The sequence below is a fragment of the Halomonas sp. SIMBA_159 genome, from assembly GCF_046536035.1.
Lineage (GTDB): Bacteria > Pseudomonadota > Gammaproteobacteria > Pseudomonadales > Halomonadaceae > Vreelandella > Vreelandella venusta_A.
Window position 1 is genome coordinate 1 of sequence record NZ_JAWJBT010000040.1, and the last position, 13019, is coordinate 13019.

General features: G+C 53.8%; 15 protein-coding genes and 3 tRNA genes. 10 read left to right on the forward strand and 8 right to left on the reverse strand.

Annotation, left to right across the window (positions count from 1 at the left end):
* The 3 genes from R0J87_RS17950 to R0J87_RS17960 form a co-directional block, all read right to left on the reverse strand.
* Positions 1-75: transfer RNA gene (locus tag R0J87_RS17950), tRNA-His, on the reverse strand.
* Positions 76-135: 60 nt separating this feature from the next.
* A tRNA-Arg gene (locus tag R0J87_RS17955) sits at positions 136-212 on the reverse strand.
* Positions 213-300: 88 nt separating this feature from the next.
* A tRNA-Pro gene (locus tag R0J87_RS17960) sits at positions 301-377 on the reverse strand.
* A 212-nt stretch (positions 378-589) separates the two neighbouring features.
* On the opposite strand from R0J87_RS17960, the gene folD reads away from it, so the two are divergent.
* Together folD and mtnN are read left to right on the forward strand one after the other, a co-directional pair.
* A complete protein-coding gene (folD, locus tag R0J87_RS17965; RefSeq protein WP_498887876.1) occupies positions 590-1450 on the forward strand; it encodes a bifunctional methylenetetrahydrofolate dehydrogenase/methenyltetrahydrofolate cyclohydrolase FolD in 861 nt (286 codons plus the stop codon).
* A 51-nt stretch (positions 1451-1501) separates the two neighbouring features.
* Entirely contained in the window at positions 1502-2212 is a 711-nt protein-coding gene (gene mtnN / locus R0J87_RS17970) for a 5'-methylthioadenosine/S-adenosylhomocysteine nucleosidase (RefSeq protein WP_498887877.1), read from the forward strand.
* An 83-nt stretch (positions 2213-2295) separates the two neighbouring features.
* On the opposite strand, the gene pyrC is transcribed toward mtnN, so the two are convergent.
* Positions 2296-3336, reverse strand: coding sequence for a dihydroorotase (gene pyrC / locus R0J87_RS17975; RefSeq protein ID WP_498887879.1), 1041 nt, complete (start codon positions 3334-3336; stop codon positions 2296-2298).
* A 153-nt stretch (positions 3337-3489) separates the two neighbouring features.
* On the opposite strand from pyrC, the gene R0J87_RS17980 reads away from it, so the two are divergent.
* The 3 genes from R0J87_RS17980 to R0J87_RS17990 are packed head-to-tail and all read left to right on the forward strand — an operon-like array spanning position 3490 to position 5799.
* Positions 3490-3906: a hypothetical protein gene (locus R0J87_RS17980; RefSeq protein ID WP_498887880.1), complete on the forward strand. Its 417-nt coding sequence runs from the start codon at positions 3490-3492 to the stop codon at positions 3904-3906.
* A gap of 9 nt (positions 3907-3915) precedes the next feature.
* Positions 3916-5187 carry an ATP-binding protein gene (locus R0J87_RS17985; protein ID WP_404341647.1) on the forward strand — a complete coding sequence of 424 codons (1272 nt, stop codon included), beginning with the start codon at positions 3916-3918 and terminating at the stop codon, positions 5185-5187.
* A 36-nt stretch (positions 5188-5223) separates the two neighbouring features.
* The gene (locus R0J87_RS17990; protein ID WP_404466348.1) at positions 5224-5799 is read left to right on the forward strand and encodes a response regulator transcription factor; all 576 of its coding nucleotides are present in this window, start codon (positions 5224-5226) and stop codon (positions 5797-5799) included.
* A gap of 11 nt (positions 5800-5810) precedes the next feature.
* Here the strand turns inward: R0J87_RS17990 and R0J87_RS17995 are convergent, their stop codons facing one another.
* On the reverse strand, positions 5811-6584 hold the full coding sequence (locus R0J87_RS17995) for a 3-hydroxybutyrate dehydrogenase (RefSeq protein WP_498887882.1): 774 nt from the start codon (positions 6582-6584) through the stop codon (positions 5811-5813).
* 94 nt (positions 6585-6678) lie between these two features.
* Complete coding sequence (hybE, locus tag R0J87_RS18000) at positions 6679-7119, reverse strand: [NiFe]-hydrogenase assembly chaperone HybE (protein WP_498887884.1); 441 nt, start codon at positions 7117-7119, stop codon at positions 6679-6681.
* A gap of 150 nt (positions 7120-7269) precedes the next feature.
* Here hybE and R0J87_RS18005 point away from each other — a divergent pair, with 150 nt between their 5' ends.
* Entirely contained in the window at positions 7270-7533 is a 264-nt protein-coding gene (locus tag R0J87_RS18005; protein ID WP_404341655.1) for a GrxA family glutaredoxin, read from the forward strand.
* 114 nt (positions 7534-7647) lie between these two features.
* On the forward strand, positions 7648-8415 hold the full coding sequence (locus tag R0J87_RS18010; RefSeq protein ID WP_498887886.1) for a VOC family protein: 768 nt from the start codon (positions 7648-7650) through the stop codon (positions 8413-8415).
* Positions 8416-8464: 49 nt separating this feature from the next.
* On the opposite strand, the gene R0J87_RS18015 is transcribed toward R0J87_RS18010, so the two are convergent.
* Positions 8465-9127, reverse strand: a complete 663-nt coding sequence (locus tag R0J87_RS18015) for a CoA transferase subunit B (RefSeq protein WP_404341659.1) — start codon at positions 9125-9127, stop codon at positions 8465-8467.
* A gap of 49 nt (positions 9128-9176) precedes the next feature.
* Positions 9177-9875, reverse strand: a complete 699-nt coding sequence (locus tag R0J87_RS18020; RefSeq protein WP_404466354.1) for a CoA transferase subunit A — start codon at positions 9873-9875, stop codon at positions 9177-9179.
* A gap of 199 nt (positions 9876-10074) precedes the next feature.
* Between R0J87_RS18020 and R0J87_RS18025 the strand changes: the two genes are divergently transcribed.
* The 3 genes from R0J87_RS18025 (at position 10075) to R0J87_RS18035 (ending at position 12876) form a co-directional block, all read left to right on the forward strand.
* A complete protein-coding gene (locus R0J87_RS18025; protein ID WP_404341663.1) occupies positions 10075-10974 on the forward strand; it encodes a LysR family transcriptional regulator in 900 nt (299 codons plus the stop codon).
* Positions 10975-11086: 112 nt separating this feature from the next.
* The gene (gene yihG / locus R0J87_RS18030) at positions 11087-11968 is read left to right on the forward strand and encodes a 1-acylglycerol-3-phosphate O-acyltransferase, YihG family (protein ID WP_404466356.1); all 882 of its coding nucleotides are present in this window, start codon (positions 11087-11089) and stop codon (positions 11966-11968) included.
* Entirely contained in the window at positions 11905-12876 is a 972-nt protein-coding gene (locus tag R0J87_RS18035; RefSeq protein ID WP_498887889.1) for a LysM peptidoglycan-binding domain-containing protein, read from the forward strand. Before yihG ends, R0J87_RS18035 begins: the two co-directional genes overlap by 64 nt.
* Positions 12877-13019 lie beyond the last annotated feature (143 nt).

Sequence of the window (13019 nt, forward strand, 5' to 3'; positions counted from 1 at the left end):
TGGGGTGGATGATGGGGATCGAACCCACGACCACCGGAGCCACAATCCGGGGCTCTACCACTGAGCTACATCCACCATAGACAAAACTGACTTGAGAAGACCCAACTGGATGACAAATACTGATAAGCATTTGATTGGCACGCCCAGCAGGACTCGAACCCGCAACCTACGGCTTAGAAGGCCGTTGCTCTATCCGGTTGAGCTATGGGCGCACATTGTATATTCGCAATGAATACTGATGAGCACTTGACCACAACCAAAGTTTGGAGAAGCAGATTAACACCTTCCGTGCTAGGTACGTGGTCGGGATGGAGGGATTCGAACCCCCGACATCCTGCTCCCAAAGCAGGCGCGCTACCAGACTGCGCTACATCCCGATTTCTTACCTTAGACGCTGCTGCGTATCTCGTCTCAAGCGAGGCATATATTACTATTTCTAATTTTAAAGTCAACACTTAAAGTGATTGATTCGATAGGCGCTTTGCCTTGTCGCCCTACCATGCGAAAATTGCCGCCTTTAGAAAGCCCGTCATGACACCGGTGCTTGTCAGTTTGCTTTGCTCTTCAACCTTCATAGGGATCTCACTACATGACCGCCCAGCTCATCGATGGTAAAGCCATCGCCGCTAATGTCCGCCAACGCGTTGCCGAAAAAATTACCGCACGTCAGCAGGCGGGCAATCGTGCACCCGGACTAGCCGTTGTTGTGGTCGGCGAGGATCCCGCGTCTCATGTCTATGTCAGCAATAAGCACCGGGCATGCGAGCAGGCTGGCATTCTATCTTTCCAACACGCGCTGCCTGCTACTACTACCCAAGAAACACTAGAAACACTGGTTGACCAGTTGAATGCCGACCCTGCGGTGGACGGCATCCTGGTACAGCTTCCTCTGCCTGCCCATCTCGATGCACGGCCGATTCTAGAACGCATCCGCCCAGATAAAGACGTCGATGGCTTTCATCCCTATAACCTTGGCCGCTTAGCGCAGCGACTTCCGTCGCTACGCCCCTGCACCCCCAAAGGCATTATGACCATGCTGGCGCAAAGCGGCATTGCGGTACGCGGCATGGATGCCACGATAGTAGGTGCGTCTAATATCGTTGGCCGCCCGATGGCGCTTGAACTCATGCTAGCAGGCTGCACCACAACGGTCTGTCACCGTTTTACCCAGGACTTGGCCACCCACGTTAGTCGGGCAGACTTAGTAGTGGTAGCCGTTGGCAAGCCCGGCATTGTGAAAGGCGAGTGGATTAAACCGGGTGCCGTGGTGATTGATGTGGGCATTAACCGCCAAGAGAACGGCACGTTGATTGGCGACGTCGACTTTACTGCCGCCGCCGAGCGCGCAAGCTACATCACCCCTGTGCCAGGTGGTGTGGGCCCTATGACTGTTGCTACGCTGCTTGAGAACACCTTAGAAGCCGCCGAGCGCCATGATCAGCAGCATTAAGCACTGATTGCTTAAAACACACCTGACGAATTCACAAAGGAGAAGGTAACAGTGCAACGGATCGGAATTATTGGCGCCATGGCGCAGGAAGTGACGATTTTAGCGGGCCAGCTAGATAACGCAGAGCGCTACGAGCACGCTGGCTTCGTATTTCATACCGGCACTCGTCACGGCCTGGAAATCATCATATTGCAGTCAGGCATTGGAAAAGTGAACGCAGCCGTTGGCACGGCCATTTTATTAGAGCGTCACCAGCCAGATGCCATTATTAATACCGGTTCAGCGGGCGGCTTTGCGACCGACTTAGCGATTGGTGACGTCATCATTTCTGACGAAGTGCGCCACCACGATGTGGATGCGGTGGTGTTTGGCTACGAGCTAGGCCAAGTGCCTGGAATGCCCGCCGCCTATCAGGCGGATTCGCGCTTACGCGAGATTGCACGCGGTGCGATTGCCACCTTGGGGGAAGTCAACGTCCGTGAAGGCATGATCGCAACCGGCGATGCGTTTATGGCAGACCCAGAACGCGTCGCCAAAACCCGTGAGCAGTTCCCCACCATGCTCGCCGTTGAAATGGAAGGGGCTGCCATTGCGCAAACCTGCTACCTATACCGCTGCCCCTTTGTGGTGATTCGCGCGCTTTCCGATATACCAGGCAGCGGCGACAACCATCTCTCCTTTGAGCAGTTTCTCGATATTGCCGCCGACCACTCCTCGCGCATGGTTGAGCAAATGCTGATTGCGCTCGGCCACCCTCAATAGCGTTCAACCCTCCCACCGTCTGTATTAATGACAACGGAGCCATTGAGGCTCCGTTGTCATTGCTATCTGCCTACCGCGTCATGTTATGACGCTTTCATCGCCCACTGAAGAGTTTCACCGGCGAGCAGCGGTACAATCGTTTGCCCTGACGCGTACGGGTAGCTCTCTGGCAGCACCCACTGACGACGCTCAAGAGTGACGGTATCAGCGTTCGGTTCTAAACCGTAGAACCTCGGGCCATTGAGGCTAGCAAACGCTTCTAGCTTATCCAGTGCCTGCATCTCTTCAAATGCCGTCGCGTATAGCTCAATGGCAGCCGGTGCCGTATAAGCGCCAGCGCAGCCACAGCTGGACTCTTTATCGCCTTTGGCGTGGGGTGCGCTGTCGGTGCCTAAAAAGAACTTGGGGCTACCACTCGTTGCCGCCTTTAGTAGCGCTTGTCGATGCTGCTCACGCTTCAGAATAGGCAAGCAGTAGTAGTGCGGACGAATGCCCCCTGCCAGCATTTTATTGCGGTTAAACAGAAGATGGTGGGCCGTAATGGTGGCCGCTACATTCTCGGAAGCACTGGCCACAAACTCAGCGGCCTGCTGGGTCGTAATGTGCTCAAACACCACCTTTAGGCTCGGATGACGCGCTAGCAGTGGCTTCATCACTCGCTCAATAAACACTGCTTCGCGGTCAAAAATATCAATGTCATGATTGGTGACTTCACCATGCACCAATAACGGCATGCCGAGCTTAGCCATCATGGAAATCGCGGCGTCGCAATGAGCTATATCGGTCACGCCTGAAGCAGAGTTGGTGGTCGCCCCCGCCGGATACAGCTTCACTGCTTTCACAATGCCGCTATCCACCGCACGCTGAATCTCTTCTGGCGGCGTGGTATCAGTTAAATACAGCACCATCAGTGGCTCAAACGCGCTCCCCTCTGGCAACGCCGCCAAGATACGCTCACGGTACGCGATCGCTTGCTCAGTCGTGGTCACTGGCGGTTTCAAGTTAGGCATAATGATCGCACGGCCCATCTGCGCAGCGGTATGCCCAACCACAGCCGTCAGCGCGTCGTCGTCACGCAGGTGCAAGTGCCAGTCGTCAGGTCGGGTAATGGTCATCGCGTCCACGGCAAATCCTATACTGATGTTGGGAGAGGATATTAAGAAAGCTTCCACAGTATACCCAATACCGAGGCGGGATAAATCTGCGTGTCACCCCCACAGATAAGCGCAAGTGTCGTATCATGGCGCCACGCTGTAAGATCAAGGATTCAGTTGTTTATGCAGAACGTACGACGCTATGCGGACTTTATCGCCAGTATAGAGGGATTAGTCTGGCTAGGACTCGCGTGGTCGATTTCGATCTCGATGTACCACGGCAGCACGGAGCCTACGCTTGCAGCCCTCTTTGTGGTGGCAACGCTGGTCCTGTTTAGCTGGGCACATCGACCTATGCGCTATTTACTGCGCCGTTACCATATTCGTAAGCGTCGCACGGATATGTGGATTCACACGCTGGCGCTTCCGCTACTCCTGGCCATGTTTTTCCATATTGTGCTGGAAGCACTGCTAGGGTCGGCTTGGCTGCCCCCTAAAATGCTTTTGTTTAATCTACTGGCATCCGCTGGCTGGATGACCTTTGTCATGACACTGTTTATCAAATTCGTTATTCACAGCGTTAAAACATCCAGCAGATAAGCCGCCATCATGCCGACCGCCCTACCCTTGCCTCTCTCTACGCCTAATCGCAACCTGGTTAGGCTCACTATCGTCCGGGGGATCACCTGGACGGGCTTCTTAATGGCCATCATTGTTGGCATTGAGTTATTGGCATTTAATTTGCCAGTGACTGCCGTGGTGAGCGTTGTGATTGCCATGGGCATTTTGAACATTGCTACCTGGTGGCGGTTAGGCAGACCAAAAGCCGTCAGCCACGGTGAATATTTATCTCATTTGTTGGCCGACATTGCCGGCCTTACCCTGCTGTTTTACTTTTCAGGGGGGTCTACCAACCCCTTTATTACCTACTACTTGGTACCGGTTACCATCGCTGCCGCGACACTCCCCTGGCGACATGCCTGGATTATTGCCGCCTGCGCCATGGCGGGTTACAGCTTTCTAATGTTCTACTACCACCCGATACCGCAGCTAGGCCATATCAGCAGTGATGGCCCCTTGAGCCTGCATATTTTAGGCATGTGGCTTAACTTCGGGCTTTCAGCGGGTCTGGTGACGTTTTTCATATATAAAATGGCCCACGCGCTGCGCAGCCGTGATAAAGCGCTTTCACGCACCCGTGAAGCGGCCCTGCGTAATGAGCAGGTATTGGCCGTCGCCACGCAGGCAGCAGGCACTGCTCACGAGCTGGGAACGCCGCTTTCTACGATGGCCGTACTGCTAAAAGAAATGCAGTCAGATGCCGACGAAGATAGCCCGTTAGGTCAAGATATTGCGCTACTACGGCAACAGGTCGATATTTGTAAGTCGCGTTTGCAACACCTAGTCACTAACGCCGACCGCCGGCGTATGGCCGAGCCTGAAGTATTAGATGCAGAGGTGTGGCTTGCTGGCGTAGTTCAACGCTGGCTGGTCATTCGCCCTGATGTCAGCCATCAGTTTGATGTAGCAGAGCGACGTGGCCGCCCCTGGCTAGCCGTCGATGCCACGCTAGATCAAGCGTTAACGAATCTGCTCAACAACGCCGCCGATGCCAACCCAGAGCACATTGCGATTCGGCTAGATTGGCAAGATGAGAGCGTGGTCATCGATATTCGCGATCATGGGCCTGGCGTGGCGATGTCGATTGCTGACCAGCTTGGCGATACCTTTGTATCCACTAAAAGCAAAGGTATGGGCATTGGCCTGTTTCTTACTCACGCCACCATTAACCGCTTTGGCGGCGGCGTTAGCCTTTATAACCACCCAGAAGGTGGAACGCTGACTGAGGTCACCCTGCCGCGCTGTTCAGCGCCCCATTAGGGTGAGACGGCCATTATTTAGACATACGAGGGTACTATGCAAAATCAAAGTACTAAGCAAAATCAAAGTACTAAGCAGACCCAAGACCAACGTCTGCTGATCGTCGATGACGATGAGATGTTTTGTCATGTGCTTAGCCGGGCGCTAACGCGTCGGGGTTTTGAGGTGATGGTCGCCCACGATGCTGACCAGGCGCTGAGCATTGCGGCACAGTTTGTGCCCACCATGGCTACCCTTGACTTGAAGCTGGAGCATAGTTCAGGCCTAAAACTACTGCCGGAATTGCTCTCCACAGTGCCCAACTGTCGCATTGTCGTGCTCACCGGTTACTCCAGTATTGCCACGGCAGTGGAGGCTATTAAACTCGGCGCGATCAACTACCTATGCAAACCAGCGGATGCCGACGACGTGATGGCGGCCTTTGAACATCCGGACGCAGACCCTAACATTGAATTGGCAGACAATCCGCCTTCCATCAACCGGATCACCTGGGAACATATTCAGAAAGTGCTTCAAGAGCATGATGGCAATATTTCCGCCACGGCCCGGGCGCTTGGCATGCACCGCCGTACACTGCAGCGCAAACTGCAAAAACGCCCGGTCCGTCGCTAACCTCGTCTTCCTTAGTGGGCGGTCCAACCCAGATCGATATTCCAGCTGGCACCGGTGACGGCGCCCGCCGCATCAGAGGTCAGATACGCCACTAGCTCGGCAACCTCTGAGGGTTCGATTAGCCGCTTGACCGCCGCATTTTTCAGCATGATCTTCTCGATGACCTCTTGCTCATCCATATTATTTAATTTGGCCTGATCAGCAATTTGGTTATCGACTAACGGGGTTTTGACATAAGCAGGGCAAATCGCATTGGCCGTAATACCCTGCTCACCACCTTCCAGCGCCGCCGTTTTAGTTAAACCAATCATGCCGTGCTTGGCACTGACATAGGCCGCCTTACCCGGCGATGCCACCTGAGCATGAATCGAGGCAATGTTCACCACGCGCCCCCAGCCTTTTTCGCGCATATAGGGCCAAGCCGCCTGAGTCAGCAAGAAAGGGGCAGTCAGCATAAGGTCGATAATTTGCCGCCACTTCTCTTCTGGGAACGTCTCAATCGAGGCCACGTGCTGAATGCCCGCATTGTTGACAAGAATATCGACCCCACCAAAACGCTTGACTGCCTCCGCAATCGCGCCGCGACAGGCGTTTGCATCGGTTAAATCTGCCTTATAGAAAGCCGCACCAGCCGCTTCTGCAATCTCTTTTCCGGCGGGATTAAAGTCGACCGCCAGCACTTGATGCCCCTGCTCGCAGAAGTGTTTAACAACCGCTTCACCAATACCACTGCTGGTACCTGTGACTACGGCCACCCGAGGGGTAGAAGGTTGTGAAGATGACATTCAGATTTCCTTTCGTTAATCCCACAATGATGGATGTAGAAATAAATGCGTAAACGCTGCTGAGTATAGGAGCCGCAGACGGCTTCTGCCTACCCTACCCTTGCGTGGCCGAAGGCGGCGTCATGAGTTGCTCCATCATGCGCTGTGCTAATCGCGCCGCCTCTTGAAGTGTCTCAAGATCGCTTAGATCGTCTAGAATTTTGCGTTTGTAAAGCTCGATACCCGTCGGCAAACGCTCAAGTGCCAGCGAATAATGCCCAGACGGCAGCGCTAGTACACACTCAGGCGCTAACGGCGCTTGTAATGTTGACTGTTCAGGCAGCGCCACCAGCCATAGCTCGCAGGGGGTGATCAATGCGCCAGCCATCACCTTTGACCCACTGATGCGCGGCTCTATGTGCTGGAAGCAGAGCGCATCCACACCCAAGCGTGGATTAAAACGCTCATGCTGTTTTAGTAGTGCGAGATGCTCATCGCGATAGCATTTCGCAAGCTCGGCTAAATAACCATACTCATGTGAAGCTAAGGTCTGCATGGATTCTCCTTTTTACCCGTGACTCATTATGCGGCTTTATAGAGCACGTAGTGTGGTGCTATTGGCGAAACGCGCCGCCCTACGCCACAATGGGCGCTTATTTTTCATTTAAGCAGTTATCTAACACTGACTTATAAAGGAGCTATCACCATGTTTGTGGTCATTTTTGGACGCATGTCGTGCCCGTTTTGCGTACGCGCAAAGCATCTCGCCGAGCACCTTGAAAATAGCGGCAAAATAGACGGTTACCGCTATGTCGATATGCCCTCAGAAGGCGTCACCAAAGAAGATATCGCTAAAACAGCCGGCAAGCCCATTCATACCGTGCCCCAAATCTTCGTTGACCAGCAGCATATCGGCGGGTTTACCGAATTTGACCAGTATGTGCGCGATAAACAGCTTCTTGCTTCGTAGCTGCCGTTAAAATCGCCGTTAAACCCCGTTGAACCGGCGAACTCCTTGCTTGCCTATACTGACCATTCGATTACCCGTTTACTCACGGACGTCTATAGGCGGCGAGGAACCCCCATGCAGCGCGAGGAGTTTGTACAACAGCTGTGGCTGGACTATATCCATACCCATCCCGACATTGGCAGCTTGAGACTATGGCCACTGAGCACCACCGCTGAATATCTAACGCTGGTGACTCTCAACTACGGGCCGTTTTCCATTACTGCATTAAGTGCTCCACTGGCGCGCATGGGTTATCGGTCAGTAGCGCACTATGCCATGGCCGATAAGGGGCTACTCATCCACTTGATGGCTCCTAGCGATGACAGCAGCTGGCTGGTCCTAGCGGAACTGCAAATGGGCACCCTTTCGAAAATACCTCGCGAGGCACTCACGTCACTGGTCCACCAAAGCCACCCAGCAGATTGCAAAGGGCAAAACTTGCTCTGTCGCGGCAGGCCGTGGCCGATGCCTACCTGGGCGCTGTATCAGCAGCTGCAAAATGCTCACCCGCTGGCCGCTTGGCTCTCTGTCATGGGACCACGTCTACATCATGCAGGCTTTGACTGTGAACGCTTCAGTGAGTCCATTGATGCCATTAGCGAACAGCTGGAAAGTGCCGGAATGCCTTCGCTCAGCGGCCCTCAAAATGGTGTTTTCTCGGTATCCTCACTGCTTGAACACCGCTTTTACCCGGCCACGCCGAGAAAAATAGTGTTTAGCGAAGGGGATGAACATCGATTATGCCTAGGCGGGCTGGCGCTCACTCAAAAGCAGATGAGCGATGACCATGAGCGTGTCGCTGAGATTTTACTACCTTTTCATACCCGCTGCGAAATGGCGTGAGCCTTGAGCTCACGCCATATAATTCGCTACCTATCTCAGGCTACCTATCTTACTGATCAAAGGTCATTTCCGGCACGTGATCCGGAACGATCAACTTACCGGCGGTTTTCTCCACAATTTCCTCAACGCTCACGCCAGGCGCACGCTCTTTGAGGATAAAAGCACCGTCTTTGATTTCTAGATAGGCTAGATCTGTTAATACTCGGTTGATACACCCGGCACCGGTCAGCGGTAAGTTGCACTTTTCCAGTAGCTTTGACTCACCGTGCTTGGAGGCGTGGGTCATGGTGCAAATAATGTTTTCTGCGCCCGCTACGAGATCCATTGCGCCGCCCATCCCCTTGATGAGCTTGCCAGGAATCATCCAAGAAGCGATGTTACCTTCTTGGTCCACCTCGAAAGCGCCCAATACCGTTAAATCAACGTGCCCACCACGGATCATGGCAAACGACTCTGCCGAAGAGAAAATGGCAGCGCCCGGGCGAGCGGTCACCGTTTGTTTACCGGCATTAATCATATCGGCGTCTACTTCCTCCTCAGTGGGGAAGCGCCCCATGCCCAGCAGGCCGTTTTCTGACTGCAGCATGACATCCATGCCGTCTGGGATGTAGTTGGCCACCAGCGTGGGGATACCGATGCCTAAATTGACGTAAAAACCATCTTGCAGTTCGCGGGCAACGCGCTGTGCCATCTGTTCGCGGGTTAAAGCCATGGTGCCACCTCTTATTTTAACGGTTAGTTGATTGTTGGCGTTGCGGCGCTTAGCTGCGCACAGTGCGCTTTTCGATACGTTTCTCGAACGAGCCTTGAATAATGCGATCCACGTAAATACCCGGCGTATGAATCTGGCTCGGCTCCAGCTCACCGGGCTCAACAATCTCCTCCACTTCTACCACCGTTATTTTCCCTGCCGTGGCGGCCATGGGATTAAAGTTTTGCGCGGTGTGGCGGTACATCACGTTGCCATAACGGTCGGCTTTCCAGCCCTTCACAATCGCAAAATCACCTTTAATGGCTTCTTCTAGGATGTAGTGACGACCATCGAAAACACGCACCTCTTTGCCATCACCAATCGGCGTGCCATAGCCCGTTGCGGTATAAAACGCAGGAATACCTGCGCCCCCAGCACGCATTTTTTCTGCCAGGGTGCCCTGAGGCGTTAGCACTACATCAATCTCGTTATTCAGCATTTGCTTCTCGAACATGGCGTTTTCGCCTACGTAAGAAGCAATGATTTTGCTGATTTGGTAATCCTCTAGCAGCACGCCCAGGCCAAAGCCGTCCACGCCGCAGTTATTAGAGACAACGGTCAGGTCTTTTACACCGCGCCGCTTAATTTCGGCGATCAGGTTTTCTGGAATACCGCAAAGACCAAAGCCACCGGCGATCACGGTCATGCCGCTTTCGATGCCTTCCATTGCTTCTTCATAAGAAGCTACACGCTTATCAAATCCTGCCATTGTTATGCCTCACATTGTTGTGGATGACGTATGGTGTCGGGAACGTTTATCGAGAATAGTGTAAGCAGCGCTTGCTGGCGTGTCGCGCCATTGTTGTTCAACGGCGATCAGAGCTGTCTTGCCAGTGTTGTCCTAGATGATATATTTGTTAAGTTTGTTTTTATTATCAATTTATTTTAATAACTTATAAAGGGTCGTCATGACCGTCAAGCAGCTTCGTGCTTTTTTGGCCGTTGCACAAACGCTTAGCTTTACGCAAGCCTGTGAGCGCCTGCACCTTTCACAACCCGCCCTGAGCCTTGCCATCAAAGGCTTAGAAGACTCACTAGGCGGAAAACTGCTTATTCGCAGCACCCGTAGCGTACGCCTAACGCCTGAAGGAGAGTCGCTGCTACCGCTTGCAAAGCACTTACTGGCTCAATGGGACAACACTGAGGAGCGCCTGCGCCAGCGATTTACGCTGCAGCTGGGGCGACTAAGCGTGGCGGCCATGCCATCGTTTGCCTGCAACTTACTGCCCAGTGCACTGGTAAAGTTTCGCCAACAGTACCCTAAAATCAATGTCACTGTGCATGATGTTATTAATGAAGAAGTCACCGACATGGTGCGCTCCCGCCAAGTGGAGATAGGCATTGCCTTCTCACCTGAGGGCACGGGCAGCCTGAGCTTTACACCGCTGTTTGAAGATCAGTTTGTGGCGGTGGTCCCGCTGAACTCACCGCTGGCACACTTCGACACGCTGCCATGGTCTCAACTGCTGACGCATGACTTTATGACGCTACAGCGCCCCTCGATGGTACGTAGACTACTTGAACAAGAGCTGAGCAAACGTCATATCGACCTACCGGTAGCGTTCGAAAGCCACCAGCTTTCTACGGTGGGTCGTATGGTTGCGGAGGGCCTAGGAGTGAGCGCCGTTCCGTCTATGTGTATCCAACAGATGCATGAGTTGGGTGCACGCTGCATTCCTCTGACGGAACCACGTATTGCCTGTCGGGTAGGTATTCTCACTCATGAAGAATTGTCCGTGGCGGCCCATGCGCTTCGCAGCGTACTTATTCAGAGCGTCAAAGCGCCTTCGCTCACTATTGAAAAGTAGCAACGGTATACGGTTATGCTGGGCAGCGTGGCGCTGATCCATTAGCATTTACCCGTATGCGCGTGTTTCCAAAGCGATTAGCACGTAGACAGACTGCTGTGAGGATTGTGGTATGCCAATTATTAAAGGGGGCGTTAGCATTCTGCTGCTGACGTTGAACACGCTGTTTTGGGGTGTCCCCCTGATTATTTTGACCCTACTGAAAGTCATCATTCCGGGGCGGAAGCAAAAAGAGTGGTTGCTCAAAGCACTGTGTGCTGTTTCGCTGAATTGGATTGGCGTGAATTTGTGGTGGATGCGTCATTGGTTAAAGCCCAACGTCTCTATCAACGTTCCGGACACGCTCAGCCCTGAGCAGTGGTGGCTAGTCATCTCCAATCATCGCAGTTGGACCGATATTTTTATCCTCTTTATGGCACTGCACCGTCGCATCCCCATGCCACGTTTTTTCCTCAAACATCAGCTCATTTGGATACCCATTGTTGGCTTAGCTTTTTGGGCTCTTGAGTTTCCGTTCATGCGTCGCTTTAGCCGAGAGCAGATCGCCAATAACCCGAAACTAGCCACGGTTGATCGTGAGTCTACCGAGCGAATGTGTCGCCGAGCACGCCATGCCCCCATTGCTATTTTTAATTTTGTGGAAGGCACTCGGTTTACGGTCGCCAAACGTGAGGCACAGCAAAGCCCTTTCCAACACCTGTTGCGCCCTAAAGCGGGAGGCATTGCCCAGGTACTTAGCCTGCTGGGTGACCAGTTGGATGGTATCCTTGATGTGACGATCAGCTATACCAACCCGTCACCCACGTTTATGGGTTTTTTATGTGGCAAAGAAGCGCCAATTACCCTCGAAGCCCGGCAGCTCGCTATTCCTGAATGGATGCATGCCGCTAACTACCATGACGAACCGCAGCACAAGGAACGCTTCCACGCATGGATCAATTCTCTCTGGCAGGAAAAAGACGCCTTGCTAGACAGCCTCAGCGACCACGACTAGGCCACTGGCTCACTATTTGCGTATTGGCCAGCGTACTCACAGGTTGCGCAAGCTCGGCACCTACGCCTAGCCAGCGAGTGCCTGCGACAAGTAGCGCCAGTGCTATTGGCGGCAACTGGGTCGAAATTAGGCGTGGGGATACGCTTGGGCAGCTGGCGGCACGCGCTAACGTTCCGCTGGAGCGTCTTGAGCGCTTCAATCCTGGCGTAGACCCACGGCGTTTAATCGTTGGGCAACGCTTATTGATCCCCACTCAGCAGGAGCGAGCACCGTCAGGCGGGCCATATCGCTATCAAATCAGACCCGGCGATACCTTCTCTGGCATTGCTAGGCACTTCGGCACCACCACAGGCCGTATCCAAAGCGCCAACCAGGGAACATCAGCAACGGCCTTACGGGTCGGTCAGGTGATTAGCGTACCGTTGAGCAGCACGGCAAGGACCGCTTCCTCCAGCAGCAGCTCTAACGCAAGCAGTACCGCAAATCGCAGCGCTCCGACGCCAGCCCCGACACCCAGTGCAAGCCTGCCAGCATCCGCACGCCGGTGGCCCTGGCCGCTGGAAGATTACCGCGTGGTTCGTCGCTTTGGCGCCGATAGCCGGGGAACATTGCAGCCGATGCTGCTGGCCACGCAGGAAGGAGCCCGCGCGAAAGCGGTGGCCCCTGGGGAAGTACGTTTTGCGGATAGCATGCGCCAGCTTGGCGAGGTCGTGATTATTCACCACGCTGATAACCTGCAAACCGTCTATGCCCTTTGCGAGCGCATTCTGGTTCGCGTAGGCGACCAAGTCAGTGCGGGCGATGAGCTATGCGATATCGGGCAAAGCAATACCACGCAGCGCTACGACCTGTTGTTCGATCTGCGCCAGGGCGGCAAACCCATCGACCCCCGGCAAGTGCTTCGGTAACCAACGTAGTAGCCTTTTCCAACCTAAAAGCCCTTCTAACGCAAAAGCCCCTGCTATCGCAGGGGCTTCAGACTGCTGACAAAGCCCTGGCCCTTCGGCCAGGGTTTTGCTTTGATAAGCGTATCGTTTTTAGTGGTGGCCGA